The following is a 15,951-nucleotide window of genomic DNA, read 5'->3' on the forward strand; positions in this document are numbered from 1 at the left end:
GGTTACTCAATGGAAAAGATTGTGATGCATGAAAAGAATCCTGTAGATCTTGAAAAAATAGAAATTGATTTATTACTAGAAGGTATTTATCGGCATTATGGATTTGATTTTCGAAACTATGTATTCTCATCGATTCGTCGTCGTATATGGCATCGAATCTATTCTGAGAAATTATCGTCAGTTTCAGGATTACAAGAATTGGTTCTACATGATCCAAAAATTATGAGAAGTCTATTAGAGGATTTCTCGATCACGGTAACTGAAATGTTCCGTGATCCCAGTTTTTATTCAGCTTTTCGTAAGAAAATCATTCCTATATTAAAAGAATATCCTACTATTCGGATATGGCATGCAGGGTGTTCTACAGGTGAAGAAGTCTACTCAATGGCAATTCTGTTATACGATGAAGGATTACATAAAAAAGCAACATTATACGCAACTGATATTAATGAATCTGCGTTAGAAACAGCGAAGTTAGGTATTTTTCCATTAAAGAAGATGCAATTGTATACAAAAAATTACCTACATTCAGGTGGTAGAAAAGCATTTACTGAATATTACACAGTTAAAGACAATCAAGCAATTTTTCATGCCTTCCTACGAGAAAATGTTGTTTTTGCTCAACATAATCTAGCGGTGGATCATTCTTTTAATGAGTTTCATGTCATTCTCTGTAGAAATGTCATGATTTATTTTAACTCAAATTTACAAAACCGTGTGCACGAATTATTTTATAATAGTCTAGTTTCATCAGGAATATTGGGGATTGGAAAAAGAGAGGATCTTGCTTTTACTAGCCATAGTACGTGTTATGAGGAGATGGATTCTGATGAAAAGCTATATCGAAAAATGGAACACTAATGCAAATAAAGTAAATATATTATTAGTAGATGATCGTCCAGAGAATCTATTAGCACTTGAAAGTGTCCTATCCTCACCTGAATACAATTTAATTAGTGTCAATTCAGGTGAAGCAGCGTTAAAGCATGTACTTATAGATAACATTGCTGTAATTTTGCTAGATGTACAAATGCCAGGGATTGATGGATTTGAAACAGCTAGAATGATAAAGTCTCGTGAGAAATCTAAGCAAATTCCAATTATTTTTATTACAGCCATTAGTCAGGCTTTAGAGCATGTGACAGAGGGGTATCACTCAGGTGCTATTGATTATATCTTTAAACCTTTTCACCCTGAAACTTTGAGGATGAAAATTGATGCTTTTATAAAAATTCATCGATACCAAGAACAAATTATGTTTCAGAATGAAGTATTAAGAGTAACCGGAGAAACATTGGCAGATACCCTTGTTACTTTTGATGAAACTGGTAAGGTGATAACGACAAATCCCGCAATAGACAATATGTTTGGATATATGGTGGAAGAAATAATAAATGAACACATCAATCTGATTGTACCTGATTTGACAAAGTATTTTGGAGATCTTATCCATATAGGTACAATTATTGAAACTACGGCACTCCGAAAGAATTCATCTGTTTTTCCAGCTGATATCCAAATTGGAGAGGCTAGTATAGGAGGTCAGCTGGTTTATGTTTGTTCAATTCGTGATGTTACAGAAAGAAAGCTGATTGAGGAAGAACGTTTTCGTAAAATATTTGAAGCAACACCATGCCTTGTATCATTGCGATCGCTAAAAGACTGGCACTTTATCAACGTAAATAAGAGTTGGTTAACTTACTCTGGATTTAATCACTATGAAGAAATACTCAATCAATCAGCCGATCCTCTAACATATATCTCTTATGAAGATATTGGTGAAACCGTTGTTGAAATGGCTGATTTAACACATCCTGTATACAATAGCAGAATAAAGTACTTAAACAAAACAGGAGAGTTACGAGAAGGTTTATTATCAACTGAATTAATGGAATTACATGGAGAGAACTGTCTTCTTTCAGTAATCACTGACATTACAGAGAGAGTTTTAGTCGAGAAAGAAATGGCACGGTTGGACCGTCTAAACATTGTAGGGGAAATGGCGTCTGGAATTGTCCACGAAGTTCGTAATCCGATGACAACCATCCGTGGGTTTTTACAAATGTCTAAAGATTTTCCTTCATCTGAATTTATTGACATTATGATTGAAGAGCTTGATCGGGCGCATAATATCATTACTGAATTTCTATCAGTCTCAAAAAATAATAATACAAAACGAGAATGGAAGAATTTAAACGGAGTTATTGAAACATTGTTCCCGCTTATTCAAGCGAAAGCGATGTACACAGATCATCATGTTGATCTAGATCTAGCTGTCTGCCCTTCTATACAAATCCATGAACGTGAAATTCGGCAATTGATTTTAAACCTTTCACTTAATGGTCTTGAGGCAATGTCTTCAAGCGGAACCTTAACCATTAAAACATATCATCAAGATGACCAGGTTGTTTTAGCAATTCAGGATCAAGGTTGTGGGATTAAGGATGAAGTTATTGATAAAATTGGTACACCTTTCTTCAGTACAAAGAAAAATGGTACTGGTCTTGGTTTGTCCATTTGTCATAAAGTTGTTTCTGAACATAACGGCAAAATTAAGATTGATTCAAGTGACAAAGGTACTACATTTTTAGTTTATTTTCCTTGTGAAGACAATCAGTTATTAGGTGAAGATTCTCATCATATGCTCAATCTTTAAGTGATAAGGTTGTGGATTTACGAGAAATAATAAAAAAGTTTAAAATGTAAATAATATGTCCCCTAAAATCATTTTAACCAGTGATTTTAGGGGTTTTTGTTAAAAAAAGTAATAGTATCTTTGAAATATATTCTTTTTTAAAGAAAAGGTTGATTAAAAATAAAATGTCATTACAATAGAAATAGTAAAGCGCTTTCAGTTTAGTGGAAATAAAATTGGTGCCAAAATAATTTATCGTATACTTCATACATGTTACATAGTGAACTAGACTTGTAGAAAGTAGCAAAGGTTAGTATTCCCTTTATGTTAAATGACTTTTTACTTACACATTAGGATTACTGAAGGAAAGTGGGAACTAAAAGTGAAAATTACGATCTATGATGTTGCAGAAAAAGCAGGTGTTTCAATTTCTACCGTATCTAAGGTCTTGAATAATCAGCAGGTTGGAAAAAAATCAAAGGAAAAAGTTTTAAGTGCAATGAACGAGCTAAAATACAAGCCAAGTGTCCTTGCATCTGCTTTAACTGGTAAGCGAACTTCCACAATAGGTTTTTTGTTACCCGATATCGCAAATCCTTTTATTGCTGAGATGGCACGTCAAGTTGAAGACCGTGCCCATGAACGGGGATATAACCTTGTTATCTGCAGTACTGATTTTAGATCGGAAAAAGAAGAGCACTACGTTTCATTGCTACGGCAGAAAAGCGTCGATGGTTTTATTTTTGCTGGTGGTTTTAAAAATAGGAATGTTGTTATGGAGTTGCTAAAGGAAAATGTTCCAGTGATTCTACTAGCTGCTGAACCTCACCCTAACCTGACTGTGAATACTGTAACCGTGGATAATTTTGTTGGAGGTTATGAAATAGCTAATTACTTAATTTCTCAAGGTCATAAAAATATAGCAGTAATTGCTGAGGATGCCACAAGCAGTCAGGAGCGAATTCGCGGCTACAAACAGGCTATGCAAGATCATAACTTATATGTACAAGATGAGCATATAATGATCTGTAACTCTAGTGTCGAACATGCACAGAAGCTAACAGAAGCAACACTGGATACACCTAATCCACCAACAGCAATTATTGGCGCCAATGATTTGCTAGCGATTGGGATTTTGATTGGTGCACGTGAAAAAAACTTAGTTATTCCTCAAGATCTATCAATTACAGGATTTGATAACACACTATTATCGAAATGCTGTGATCCAACATTAACAACGGTTGATCAACCAATTCAGAGCATGTGCTCTCAAGCAGTGGATATTTTATTAGCTGAGATAGAAGGTAAACATAATACAAGACAAAAGATACTGGTACTGCCGAAGTTAATTATAAGAAACTCAACTTGTGAGGTATACTAACATCGTTAGGGTTATCGATAACCTTTAATATTGCATGTTAAAAGAGTCAAATCAAGATATGATTTGACTCTTTTTTTATATAACAGTGTGAGGTGTAACAACTAAATATTTTAGTGGATATGATATAATTAAAGGTATCGATTAATGAAAAATAGAATGTTTGAAAGAGTGTGGAAAGATGAAACCTACCATTTATGATATCGCTAGAGAAGCAGGGGTTTCTGCTACTACTGTTAGCAAAGTTATAAATAATAAGGGACGCATAAGTGAAAAGACAAAAGCTAAAATAATGAAAATCATGGAAGATCTTCATTATCAACCGAATGTATTGGCCTCGGCAATGAAAGGGAAAAATACATTCACAATCGGAATTATCATTCCAGATATGAACAATCCTGTTTATTCTGAGTACTTGAAATTAATTGAAGCATACGGGCGTGAATTGGGATTTAGTATTTTAATTTGTAATACGAATAATGACCCAGAAAAAGAAGAAGAACAAGTAACGTTATTCCGTCAGAGACAGGTTGATGGCTTCATTATTGCTTCAAAATTTAAAAATGATGAGGTTCTTAAAGAGCTTATTAATGAGAATTTTCCATTAGTGCTTTTTGCACTTGAACGTCCTGAACTTAGTATTGATTGTGTAACTATTGATGATTTTTTAGGAGGATATAAGGTTACGGAATATTTACTATCATTAGGGCATCGACAAATTGGCGTAATGACTGAGGATGCAGTAAGCAGTTTAGAGCGTGTTAAGGGTTATAAGCGAGCGTTATCAAATGCTGATATAGAATATAGCGAAAAATTAATTTACCAAAGTGAAACAACAATCGAGAGGGCGGTTGAACAAGCAGGAAAACTTCTAGATAACCAAGATAGACCTACTGCAATCTTTGGTTGTAATGATGTTTTAGCTGTTGGTACAATAATGGCGGCAAAACAACGTGGAATAAAGATTCCAAACGAATTATCTGTTATCGGTTTTGACAATACATTTATGTGCAAAATAGTAGAACCACAATTATCTTCAGTTGCGGCGCCTTTAGGTGAAATGGGGAGAAAAGCAATGGATCTGCTTATTAGTAAAATTGATAAAACAAATAAATTAAAGCAACGAATAAAGATGCTACCTGATCTAGTGATTCGTGAGACAACAGCTCGAGTTTATGGGAAAGAAGGTCAATAGTAGGGGTGTCGTATGATTTACCTATTATCAATAGTTTTATTTAACAAACCCTTTAAAAAATATACACACCCAATCTAAAATAATACTCCTATTATACATTAAGTAGATAGGGGTATTTTTGTGTTCATATTAGTAAATGGCAGATTAAACTGTAGGTTATTTAGTTACGCGAAGAATTGGAATAGTTAAGAAACCTTTTGCAGTTGTTAACAATAAAAGAATTTTAAGGTAAACAAAATTCAAAAAATTTCTAAAAAAGTGTTGAAAAGTAATTTGTCATAAGATAATATACAAATAGGGGTTATCGATTACCCGATAATGAATTTTGAAATCGATTACAACGCTCATATCAGACGATAATTCCAAAATCACAAAGGGGTAAGGGGGATCACTTTCCGGATATCTATTGGTTTAAATCGGTCAATTCTTAAGTTAACATCATAGAATAACTCTTACATATTTAAAAGATAAAGCGCTTTCGTTATAATTGTTAACCTGTTATGAATAATGTATGTTTTATCTGTTAATTAAGTAGTAGTTTGCAATTGTTTATTTTGTAAAATGTAAGCGTTTCACTAAAAGTTATTATAGGGGGTTTACTTATGAAACTAAAAAAAATAATGAGTATGTTAATGATTGCTATTCTTACATTAGGATTGTTAGCTGCATGTGCGTCAGGTGAAACAGGTGGAAGTGATTCAGGAAAAGATGGAATTGTAATCGGAGCTGCTATGCCTGTGTTTGATGATAAGTGGCTTTCCTACTTATACGATGGAATTAAAGAATATGATGAAGCTCATGATGATGTTGAAGTAAACATGGTAGATGCGAAAAATGATGCAGGTAAACAATTTTCACAAGTTGAAACTTTTATTGTTCAGCAGGTAGATGCAATTTTAATTAATCCTGTTGAAACAGATGCTGTAGGTCCGATGGTTGATGCGGCAAATGAGGCTGGAATACCTGTTGTTGTCGTTAATAGAATGCCAGATGAAGAGACGATGGAAAAGATTTATGCTTATGTAGGTTCCGAATCTGTTGAAGCAGGTACAATTCAAATGGAAAAAGTCACAGAGTTACTTGGTGGTAAAGGAAATATCGGAATTATGAACGGGACGTTAGGCCAAGAATCAGTTGTTAATAGAACAAAAGGAAATAAAGATGTCTTAGAGAAAAATCCAGATATGAAACTAGTTCGTGAACAGACTGCTGATTATCAAAGATCGCAAGGCATGACCGTAATGGAAAACTGGATTCAAGCTGGAGATGAATTCGATGCAATTGTAGCGAATAATGATGAAATGGCAATTGGTGCAATCATGGCCCTTGAGGCCGCTGGTAAGCGCGGAGATATTATTATTGCAGGGATTGATGGAACAATTGACGCATTAGAATATGTAAAAGATGGAAAGTTGAATGTAACTGCCTTCCAGGATGCTTATGGCCAAGGGAAGGGTGCAATTGAAACAGCTATTAAGGCTGTTAAAGGAGAAAAGCTAGAAAGTAATTTCATAAATATTCCATTTGAATTAGTTACTCAAGAGAATGTTGATGAGTATATCGCGAAGTGGGAGAAATAATTTAGAAGAATTTTAAGGTGATTCAAAACCAAAGAGTCTGATCTTCTTCCACAAAAATTCATTTAATGAGTTGAAAGATATAATTACAATTCATGCGTGGATGGATCAGACTCTTTTGAGTCAGCCTGTAAACTACTAATTACAAGGTGGTGTAAAGGTGAGTGAACAATATATTTTAGAAATGCAAAATATTACAAAGGAATTCCCTGGGGTAAAAGCGCTAGATAATATTCAATTGAAGGTAAAGAAAGGGACCGTTCATGCATTAATGGGTGAAAATGGTGCTGGGAAATCTACACTCATGAAAATTATTTTTGGAATTTATACGCCTAACCATGGAACGATTAAATATAAAGGGAAAGAATTGAACGTTTCGAGCACAAAGGAAGCATTAAAGAATGGGATATCGATGATTCACCAAGAATTAAGTCCGGTTCCTCATATGACCGTTGCCGAAAATATCTTCTTAGGCAGAGAACCTATAAAAGGTAAATTTGGCTGGGTAAATGATAAGAAAATGGTGGAGGACGCTAGGGAGTTATTTGAAAAACTCGATATGAAGATTAATCCAACTTCAAAAATGAAAGACTTAAGCATTGCAAATATGCAAATGGTTGAAATCGCAACAGCTGTGTCATATCATGCTGATTTAATTATTATGGATGAACCAACATCTGCCATTACAGAAAAAGAAGTAGAGCAATTATTTAATATTATTCAATCGTTAAAAGCGAAAGGTGTTTCGATCATATATATATCACATAAAATGGATGAGATTTTTAAAATTTGTGATGAAATTACTGTCTTTAGAGATGGGCAATATATCGGGACAAAGGGTGCACATGAATTAAATCAAGATACATTAATTCAAATGATGGTAGGAAGAGAAATAAAACAAGTATTTCATAAAGAAGCTGCAGAAATTAAGGAGGTCGTTCTTGAAGTTAACAATCTCTCAAAAGAGGGGAAATTCAAAAACATAAGTTTTGAAGTAAGAAAAGGTGAGATATTAGGGATTGCAGGGTTAATGGGCTCTGGTAGAACAGAGGTAATCGAAAGTATTTTCGGCATTGATCCACCTGACTCAGGCGAGATTTTTATCCATGGAGAAAAGGTGAAAATAAAATCACCTCAAGATGCAATTAAACTCAAGCTCTCATTATTAACAGAAGATCGAAAATTAACAGGAGCATTTCTTCCGATTTCAATTAGGGAAAATATGATTATTTCGAATATCGATCATTTTTCACAGCTAGGATATGTAAATAAAAAATTAGTTGATGAAACATGTAAGGAACAGGTAGAACGGTTAAATATAAAAACACCTAGTATTGATCAACTTATTATGAACCTAAGCGGTGGAAATCAACAGAAGGTCCTGCTAGCGAGATGGTTGTTAAATGATCCCGATATTCTTATTTTAGATGAGCCAACTAGAGGTGTTGATGTTGGAGCAAAATCAGAAATACACAAATTGATGTCTAAGTTAGCGCAGGAAGGTAAAGCCATTATTATGATTTCTTCTGAATTGCCTGAAGTATTAGGAATGAGTGATCGTGTCATTGTCATGCATGAAGGTAGCAAAAAAGGAGAATTAAGTAGGGAAGAAGCAAATCAAGAGAAAATTTTAGAGGTTGCTTATAGTTGAAACCAGAGGAGGGTTTAAGATGAATAATCCAGTTGGCAGCACAGTTACGAGTGTTAGTAAGACTAAGTTTGCTTGGAAAGAGAAAGGGGCACAACTAACTAGTAAGTATGGGATATTACTAGTTTTACTCGCAATGATGGTGACAATGTCATTACTTTCAGAAGCCTTTCTAACAGCACAAAACTTATTAAATGTTATTCGTCAAATTTCATTTATCGGAATTGTTGCAATGGGTGTTACGATGGTTATTATTACAACAGGAATTGATTTGTCATCAGGGTCAGTTATTGCGTTAGTTTCTGTTGCATCAGCAAGTTTTGCTCATCCAGGTGAATTTCCAATCATTGTCCCTTTAGCAATTGGACTTGGTATTGGTGCGCTTGCTGGATTAATTAACGGAACAATTACAGCAAAAGGAAAAATTCCTGCTTTTATCGCTACACTAGGAATGATGATTGCTGCAAGAGGTTTAGCTTTATTATATAGTGATGGAAGACCAATTCCTGATTTATCGCCATCATTTTTGTTTATTGGTAAAGGTGAAATCATAGGGATCCCATTTCCAATTGTTGTATTTATTGTTATGGGGATTATCTCACATTTGATGTTAAGTAAAACAAAGTTCGGTAAATATACGTATGCAATTGGTGGGAATGAACAAGCTGCACGAATTTGCGGGATTAATGTAGACCGATATAAAATCATGATCTATACTTACGCTGGTTTTCTTTCTGCCATTGCTGGGATGATGTTAACAGCGAGAATCAGTGTAGGTCAACCAAGTATGGGAAATATGTTTGAGTTAGATGCTATTGCAGCTGCAGTAATTGGTGGAACAAGTCTAGCTGGGGGCGTTGGAACAATTGCGGGAACAATGATTGGTGCACTAATTATCGGTGTACTGAACAATGGCCTTGATTTATTAGGGGTTTCATCTTACTGGCAACAAATTTTAAAGGGTATCATCATTGTAAGCGCTGTATTAATTGATGCTCGTAAAAATAAAAAAGCGTAATCAAAAAATATAAGGAATCGAACGGCAGTAAAAAGCTAGACTTTATTGGTCTAGCTTTTAATTATTCTAAAAAAACTAATGGATGATTGAGTGTTCCTATAAAATACATGGAAGTATAATAAAGTAATACAAGGAATAAAAAATTAGCTCAAACTTGATGGCAACATAATGAGATGTTCTAGTATGATGAATTAAACATATAAAGTTATTATCATGCTATAAATGCAGCAAAAATGTTAAAGATCAAATTAGTTATTTCGAGAAATGAAATTATGGAGGGAGCTCATAATGAGAGAAGAAGTAGGGAAATGTTCTATTTGTGAGAAGATTATTTATTGTTTGGATGGGTTTTTAGATGGAATGATAACGGATAATAAGATCCTGTATTGTTTTTCGTGTGTAAAACAGAAGGATAAGTAATGGAAATTGGTTATTTATTGAATGTTTGTTAAAATAAAAGATGTATTTGAAATATTCTTTTATTTTTGTGAATGGGGGAAATAGAATGGAATTTAACCATGTGGTGAGTAGCAGACGGGAAATTACTAGTTTTTTAGACCAACCGGTACCTTCTGAAAAAATCGAAGGGATTTTAGAATCAGCATGGCTTGCACCTACAGGGAATAATCTGCCTTCGAGAGAGTTTATCGTTGTAAATGATCGAGGAATGCTTGATCATCTGTCAAAAACAACCCCATATGTACCATGGTTAAAAGAAGCAAACTATGCGATCGTTATTACAGGTCGTCCAACAATTAGTAAGTATTGGATTCAGGACTCGTCAATTGCAAGTGGGTATATTTGGTTAGCTGCAGTGGACGCTGGATTAGGGTGTGCTTTTGGAGCAGTCTTTAATGCGACAGATGAGGATGATTCCGAACAAAGGGAAATGTATGTAAGAGATGCATTAAATATACCGAATGACCGAAGAGTGCTTGCTATTTTGGGATTAGGATATGGGAAAGAAAAGCCAAAAAAGAAAGATCTACCAAATAAAAAAGAAATAATTCATCATGGATTATTTGATCAAGATCATTAACTAATATTAAGATGTACATAATTCGAGTAGAAAAACGTGAAGATGCTGTTTAAAAACAATTTCTTTAAGTTTTTATATTTAGATAAAAAATGTTTCGCTTGTAGACTGAATTGTTTGCTAATTTAGCTCAGCACTTAGACTTAACAATTGTTGCTGAAGGATTTGAGATAGAAAATAAAGCATCAAGTCTTAAACTAAAATGGTTGTGATTTTGGTCAAGGCTATTACTTCAATAAACCATTAATTGGAAACGGATTACAACGAGCTTTCTTAGAAACCGATAAGTAAATTAGTAATATCTTTGTTCTCTAGGTGTTTATTTATTAATATTGTATTATAATTGATTGGAAAGCATCCGTTAAAGCTTATAAATGATTTCTAACGATAAAGGAGATATATTAATGTCAAATCATGAAAATAATAATGACCAAAATACACAACCAACAGAAAAAAAGAAGGTTAGCTTACAGGATTTAATGAAACAACAGCTTGCAAATAAAAAACAAGCTCAGGCAAATGGAAAACAGGCAAATAAAGGATTGGGACAAAATCAAAAGATGAAAAGTCAGCAATCAAAAAAAACTAGTACTACACGTAGGAAAATGGGAAGCTAATAAAGATATATTGTATCAAGAACACCATGTAGATAGTTGTTTACAATCTACATGGTGTTTTTTTATTCTTTTAGAGATTAAATAAGGTGAAATTTTTTTACTATTCTTTATTTTGAAATTGAAAAAGGAATTTTATGAAATTAGTAGAAATATCATATAATCTGCTTTGATCTTTAAAACTAAAAATGTAATCGCTTTCTATATGTGAGGGGGAGAAATGAAAATGTATTTAACGATTGGTAAGTTATTTGAACAAACCGTTGCTAAATTTGGAAAAAAGGAAGCGTTGGTAGATCGACCAAGAGGAATTCGCTGGACATATCAGGAGTGGAACAACGAAGTAAACAAGCTTGCAAATACATTACTTGCTACAGGTGTTCGCAAAGGGGATCGAGTATCTACATTTCTATTCAATTCATATGAATTAGGAACAGTTTATTTTGCTGCAGCAAAGATCGGGGCAATTATAAATCCAATAAATTTTCGTTTGAAAGCAGATGAAGTATCATATATTTTGCATGATGCTGAGCCGAAAATTGTCTTGTTCGAACATGCTTTGGAACCCCAAATTACAAAGATACATGACCAGTTCCCATCTGTTTCCTTTTGGTCTATTGATGAATCACCCCCAGCCTTTGCTTCTTCTTATCACGAGAACGTTAAATCAGCTTCAACAACACAACCAATGACAGAAGTATTTGAATCAGATACTTACGCAATAATGTATACAAGTGGAACTACAGGTCGACCAAAAGGGGTAATGCACCGTCATCGTGATATGATTGAGCATAGCTTAATTTGTATTAGCTCTTTAACAATGTCTACGAGTGATATTGGACTTGTAACAGCCCCAATGTTCCATTGTGCAGAACTTCATTGCTGTTTTCTGCCTCGAGTGCATGTCGGAGCAAAAAATGTGATTATCCATCACTTTGATGCAAAGGAAGTGTTACATACAATAAAAGATGAAGGGATAACAAGTTTTTTTGCTGCCCCAACGATGTGGAATATGCTATTACAAGAAAATTTAGAACTATATGATTTAACATCACTTGAGCTTGGTCTCTATGGTGCAGCACCAATGGCGCCTGTATTAGTCAATGCATGTAAGGAGAAACTGGGGATCGAACTTGTGCAAGCATATGGAATGACGGAAATGGGTCCAGCTATCACATTTCTAGGGAAAGATGAACAGCTTTCAAAAGCAGGTTCAGCTGGAAGAGCTTGCTTTAATCACGAAGTAAGAGTTGTTAAACCAAATGAAAACGGACCATCTGAGCCTGAAGATATATTACCACCTGGTGAGGTAGGAGAAATAATCGTGAAAGGTCCAGCTATGATGATTGGGTATTTTAATAGAAAAGAGGCCAGTGAAGAAGCACTTTATAAAGGTTGGTATCACTCTGGTGATCTCGGATATTTAGATAAGGATGGTTTCTTATTTGTTGCAGATCGAGTGGATGATATGGTCATAAGTGGTGGAGAAAATGTCTACCCACGCGAGGTAGAAGATGCTCTTTATGAGCATGAAGGAATACTAGATGTAGCTGTTCTTGGAGAACCTGATGAATTATGGGGAGAGAAGGTAATCGCAGTTGTCGTGAAAAAAGATCAAAATGTGACTGCCGAAGATTTAGAAAACTTCTGTAAGCATTCTGAAAAGCTAGCACCTTATAAGCGTCCAAGAAGATATGTTTTCGTTGATCAATTACCTAGAAATGCAAGTGGGAAGATTCAAAAGTTTTTATTACGTGAGGATTTAAAAAATCAGGAGGTTAAATGAGGTTAGTAACTAAAAGCTGAGTATCTGTACTAGATCTCAGCTTCTTATAAAATTATGTAAAGTTATTGTTAAAATCACCTAGTTCTGATGTACTACTTTAAGATCAATACTTGATAAAGCGGTAGGTAAATCTGCAAAGGTTGTAACTCCTTTAAAATTAACCCCAATTGAAACTATGGTTTGCGCAATTTCAGGTCTTATACCTGTAATAATTGTTTCCACTCCTAAAAGTTTCAAAGCGTAAATCACTTTAAATAAATTGTCAGCAACCATTGTATCGATTACTGGCACTCCTGTGACATCTAAAATTAGATATTCGAGTTTGAGTTTAGAAGATTCTTCCATTGTCACTTCTAATATTAGTTGAGATCTATGTGTATCAATTTCACCAATAAGTGGAACAACAGCGACATTTTTGTTAATAGGAACAACAGGTACCGAAAGCTCTTCTAATGCAGTATAAGCTATTTTCATTAATTTATTGCTGTGGTCTTGAAAAACTTCCCCAAATACGGCACTTATTTCATCTAATAATGGGTCAATAATTTTACTAACATCTAACATTGTAAGTGCGGCAAATTGTTGTTGTTCTAACTCCTCTGTGAAAACATCCCATATAACGGTTCGATAAAAAGCCAAAGACCTTAGAGCTTGCGTTAACGAAATAGTATCTACGAGATAACTAGCCTCTGTTTTTGCCCAATCAACTATTTCTTTAGATAATTGTTGTTTATCTATTAATGATTTTCCTAAAAGTTCAATAAGATGTGATGCGCGATTATTATCAGTATCCTCGTACCAATTGAGATTGTTTTGGCTTAAATCATATAAATTTTTCTGTAAATCAGTGACACTGTTAGCTAAAATTTTCCTGTTGTTAATAATTTTTTGTCCAATGTAATTTAATTCTTCTTTCATTGCCATCGCTCCCAAATTTTAGTCAACAATTTAATAATACCATATTTGACTTTTAAATCGTTTAAAAGTTAAGGCTGTTTTCGCAAACTTTGTTGCTTTTAAAATAGTATTGGGTTGGTTGATTGCAGCGAGAGGATGCTCGCTTTCCGTGGGGCGGGCGATGAGCCTCCTCAGCGCGAAGCGCCTGTGGGGTCTCATCTGTCCCGCTACTCCCACAGGAGTCTCGCATATCCGTTCCAATCACCCTAATCAGTTTTGTTCAAAAATAACAATCTTTTAGAAAAGAGCCAAAGTTAAACAAACCTAGCTAGCAATTTTGAAACGAACAAACCTATTTACTTATTTTTTTATTCGTCTATATCAATGTTTGCGACGCTTTATTAAACTGATTTTAGTTATTTAATTAATCGTTTGTTTAAAATGTATTAGAGGATGTAGGTATAGTTAGGAAATAAAAAAAGTTATAATTAAATTCTCACTGTAAAATACTATTCAATATGCTATAGTAAATAAGCCTTTATTCGATCAAATGTGCAAGCGCCCGTTTAGCTACTTATGAATTGAAGATTGATGTCAACGAGTATATCCAAGATAAAATAACAATAAAAGCATTAATTTAAGAAAAGAGACGTGATTACCTTGCCTGACTTTTTACAACTAGGAATTCGAAAAGAAATTAACCATACATTAAAATCATTAGGACTTGTTACACCTACACCTATCCAAGAAAAAACAATTCCCTCTATATTAGCGGGAAAGGATGTTATTGCCCAAGCGCAAACTGGAACTGGTAAAACATTAGCTTTTGTTCTTCCAATTTTAGAAAAGATTGATAGTAGTAAGTCTGATATACAGTCTTTGATATTAACACCAACACGTGAACTAGCACAGCAAATATCAAAAGAAATAAAAAAAATGATTGAGAACCTAGAAGATATCAATGTACTTGCTGTTTACGGGGGGCAGGATGTTGAGCACCAGTTGAAAAAGTTAAAAGGTGCACAGCATATTGTTGTGGCAACCCCAGGTCGATTGTTGGATCATATTCGACGTAAAACAATTGATCTATCAACTGTTGAGATGCTTGTATTAGATGAAGCTGATCAAATGTTACATATGGGCTTTCTTCCAGAGGTAGATGACATTATCTATGAGACACTTTCAACACGTCAAACGATGCTTTTTTCAGCTACAATGCCAAATGAAATTCGGTCTCTCGCTAAAAAATACATGCAGGAACCAGAAAGCATTCAAGTAAAAGCGAAAAGAATAACAGTTGATGAGATCAGACAAATTGTTATTGAGACAACGGATCGTCGAAAGCAGGGGACATTGTTACATTTATTAGAAGAGCATCGTCCTTTTTTAGGAATTATCTTTTGTCGAACAAAAATTCGAGCGAAAAAGCTTCAAGAAGCTCTTATCGCCAATGGCTATGAATCTGACGAACTCCACGGTGATTTAACACAAGCAAAGCGTGAAAAAGCGATGAAGCGATTTCGTGAAGCGAAAATTCAATTTTTGGTTGCTACAGATGTCGCTGCAAGGGGATTAGATGTAGAAGGTGTAACACATGTATTTAACTATGATATTCCACATGATGTTGAAAGCTATGTTCATCGGATTGGCCGTACAGGACGAGCAGGTGGAGATGGTGTTGCCTTTACATTAGTTGCTCCCAAGGACATTGATTTCTTACGTATGATAGAAAAAGGGATTGGTCAAACACTAGAAAAGCAAGTGATAAAAGGGATAAGTATTCCTGATCGTGATGATTATGAGCAGGAACGAAACTCACAAATAAAAAAGGTACGCCGTACAATTGGAAAAGACAAAGCAGGCAGAGCATCTGAAGCTCCATCTAGAAATAGAACAAATGACAGTAGGAGAAAGAGTAAAACAAGTACTTCTTCGAGGTCTAAAAGGACCCGATAATATCTTGGGAAATGAGAAGAGAGAGGACTTCAACCGTCTTTAGTTGAAATCCTCTCTCTTTTTTACTTTTGTAAATCCTGCTTCGTTTTTTCGCTTCTAATATTTATATCCTTCGAGAATTCTGTATCCTGCTTTTTGTTATTGGGGTATTTGTTTTTTCGTTCGCGGTTATCATTGCGGTTTGTCATTTTTGTACCTCCTCTCCTTGGTG

The 15,951-nt window shown here is 34.5% G+C and carries 13 protein-coding genes; 11 read left to right on the forward strand and 2 right to left on the reverse strand.

What is annotated here, in order from left to right; all coding sequences use genetic code 11:
• The first annotated feature begins 9 nt into the window (after positions 1 to 9).
• From HUW50_RS20750 to HUW50_RS20795, 10 genes are all read left to right on the forward strand, one after another.
• Positions 10 to 861 (forward strand): CheR family methyltransferase, encoded by an 852-nt coding sequence (locus HUW50_RS20750; protein ID WP_157094477.1) that lies wholly within the window; start codon positions 10 to 12, stop codon positions 859 to 861.
• Complete coding sequence (locus tag HUW50_RS20755) at positions 830 to 2,656, forward strand: ATP-binding protein (protein WP_066337386.1); 1,827 nt, start codon at positions 830 to 832, stop codon at positions 2,654 to 2,656. The genes HUW50_RS20750 and HUW50_RS20755 overlap by 32 nt, the downstream gene beginning before the upstream one ends.
• 361 nt (positions 2,657 to 3,017) lie before the next feature.
• Positions 3,018 to 4,016, forward strand: coding sequence for a LacI family DNA-binding transcriptional regulator (locus HUW50_RS20760; RefSeq protein ID WP_185653190.1), 999 nt, complete (start codon positions 3,018 to 3,020; stop codon positions 4,014 to 4,016).
• A 178-nt stretch (positions 4,017 to 4,194) separates the two neighbouring features.
• On the forward strand, positions 4,195 to 5,208 hold the full coding sequence (locus HUW50_RS20765; RefSeq protein ID WP_185653191.1) for a LacI family DNA-binding transcriptional regulator: 1,014 nt from the start codon (positions 4,195 to 4,197) through the stop codon (positions 5,206 to 5,208).
• A 602-nt stretch (positions 5,209 to 5,810) separates the two neighbouring features.
• Positions 5,811 to 6,788 (forward strand): sugar ABC transporter substrate-binding protein, encoded by a 978-nt coding sequence (locus HUW50_RS20770; protein ID WP_066337380.1) that lies wholly within the window; start codon positions 5,811 to 5,813, stop codon positions 6,786 to 6,788.
• Between the two features lie 157 nt (positions 6,789 to 6,945).
• Entirely contained in the window at positions 6,946 to 8,436 is a 1,491-nt protein-coding gene (locus tag HUW50_RS20775) for a sugar ABC transporter ATP-binding protein (RefSeq protein ID WP_269749010.1), read from the forward strand.
• A gap of 19 nt (positions 8,437 to 8,455) precedes the next feature.
• Positions 8,456 to 9,451: an ABC transporter permease gene (locus tag HUW50_RS20780; protein WP_066337378.1), complete on the forward strand. Its 996-nt coding sequence runs from the start codon at positions 8,456 to 8,458 to the stop codon at positions 9,449 to 9,451.
• Between the two features lie 505 nt (positions 9,452 to 9,956).
• Positions 9,957 to 10,490, forward strand: coding sequence for a nitroreductase family protein (locus tag HUW50_RS20785; protein WP_066337376.1), 534 nt, complete (start codon positions 9,957 to 9,959; stop codon positions 10,488 to 10,490).
• Positions 10,491 to 10,891: 401 nt separating this feature from the next.
• Complete coding sequence (locus HUW50_RS20790) at positions 10,892 to 11,104, forward strand: hypothetical protein (protein WP_066337375.1); 213 nt, start codon at positions 10,892 to 10,894, stop codon at positions 11,102 to 11,104.
• A 223-nt stretch (positions 11,105 to 11,327) separates the two neighbouring features.
• Positions 11,328 to 12,887 carry a fatty acid--CoA ligase gene (locus HUW50_RS20795; RefSeq protein WP_066337373.1) on the forward strand — a complete coding sequence of 520 codons (1,560 nt, stop codon included), beginning with the start codon at positions 11,328 to 11,330 and terminating at the stop codon, positions 12,885 to 12,887.
• Between the two features lie 78 nt (positions 12,888 to 12,965).
• Here HUW50_RS20795 and HUW50_RS20800 read toward each other — a convergent pair whose 3' ends face one another.
• The gene (locus tag HUW50_RS20800; protein ID WP_066337364.1) at positions 12,966 to 13,805 is read right to left on the reverse strand and encodes an STAS domain-containing protein; all 840 of its coding nucleotides are present in this window, start codon (positions 13,803 to 13,805) and stop codon (positions 12,966 to 12,968) included.
• Between the two features lie 639 nt (positions 13,806 to 14,444).
• Here HUW50_RS20800 and HUW50_RS20805 point away from each other — a divergent pair.
• Positions 14,445 to 15,740, forward strand: a complete 1,296-nt coding sequence (locus HUW50_RS20805) for a DEAD/DEAH box helicase (RefSeq protein WP_185653192.1) — start codon at positions 14,445 to 14,447, stop codon at positions 15,738 to 15,740.
• Positions 15,741 to 15,802: 62 nt separating this feature from the next.
• Here HUW50_RS20805 and HUW50_RS27185 read toward each other — a convergent pair whose 3' ends face one another.
• A complete protein-coding gene (locus tag HUW50_RS27185; RefSeq protein ID WP_260445562.1) occupies positions 15,803 to 15,928 on the reverse strand; it encodes a hypothetical protein in 126 nt (41 codons plus the stop codon).
• Positions 15,929 to 15,951 lie beyond the last annotated feature (23 nt).

The sequence above is a fragment of the Metabacillus sp. KUDC1714 genome (genome assembly GCF_014217835.1).
GTDB lineage: Bacteria > Bacillota > Bacilli > Bacillales > Bacillaceae > Metabacillus > Metabacillus rhizosphaerae.

Excerpts from the sequence above, each read along its gene's own strand:
- HUW50_RS20750 (WP_157094477.1), top strand. The coding sequence starts at position 10 with ATGGAAAAGATTGTGATGCATGAAAAGAATCCTGTAGATCTTGAAAAA.
- HUW50_RS20755 (WP_066337386.1), top strand. The coding sequence starts at position 830 with ATGAAAAGCTATATCGAAAAATGGAACACTAATGCAAATAAAGTAAAT.
- HUW50_RS20765 (WP_185653191.1), top strand. The coding sequence starts at position 4,195 with ATGAAACCTACCATTTATGATATCGCTAGAGAAGCAGGGGTTTCTGCT.
- HUW50_RS20770 (WP_066337380.1), top strand. The coding sequence starts at position 5,811 with ATGAAACTAAAAAAAATAATGAGTATGTTAATGATTGCTATTCTTACA.
- HUW50_RS20780 (WP_066337378.1), top strand. The coding sequence starts at position 8,456 with ATGAATAATCCAGTTGGCAGCACAGTTACGAGTGTTAGTAAGACTAAG.
- HUW50_RS20785 (WP_066337376.1), top strand. The coding sequence starts at position 9,957 with ATGGAATTTAACCATGTGGTGAGTAGCAGACGGGAAATTACTAGTTTT.
- HUW50_RS20790 (WP_066337375.1), top strand. The coding sequence starts at position 10,892 with ATGTCAAATCATGAAAATAATAATGACCAAAATACACAACCAACAGAA.
- HUW50_RS20795 (WP_066337373.1), top strand. The coding sequence starts at position 11,328 with ATGTATTTAACGATTGGTAAGTTATTTGAACAAACCGTTGCTAAATTT.
- HUW50_RS20800 (WP_066337364.1), bottom strand. The coding sequence starts at position 13,805 with ATGAAAGAAGAATTAAATTACATTGGACAAAAAATTATTAACAACAGG.
- HUW50_RS27185 (WP_260445562.1), bottom strand. The coding sequence starts at position 15,928 with ATGACAAACCGCAATGATAACCGCGAACGAAAAAACAAATACCCCAAT.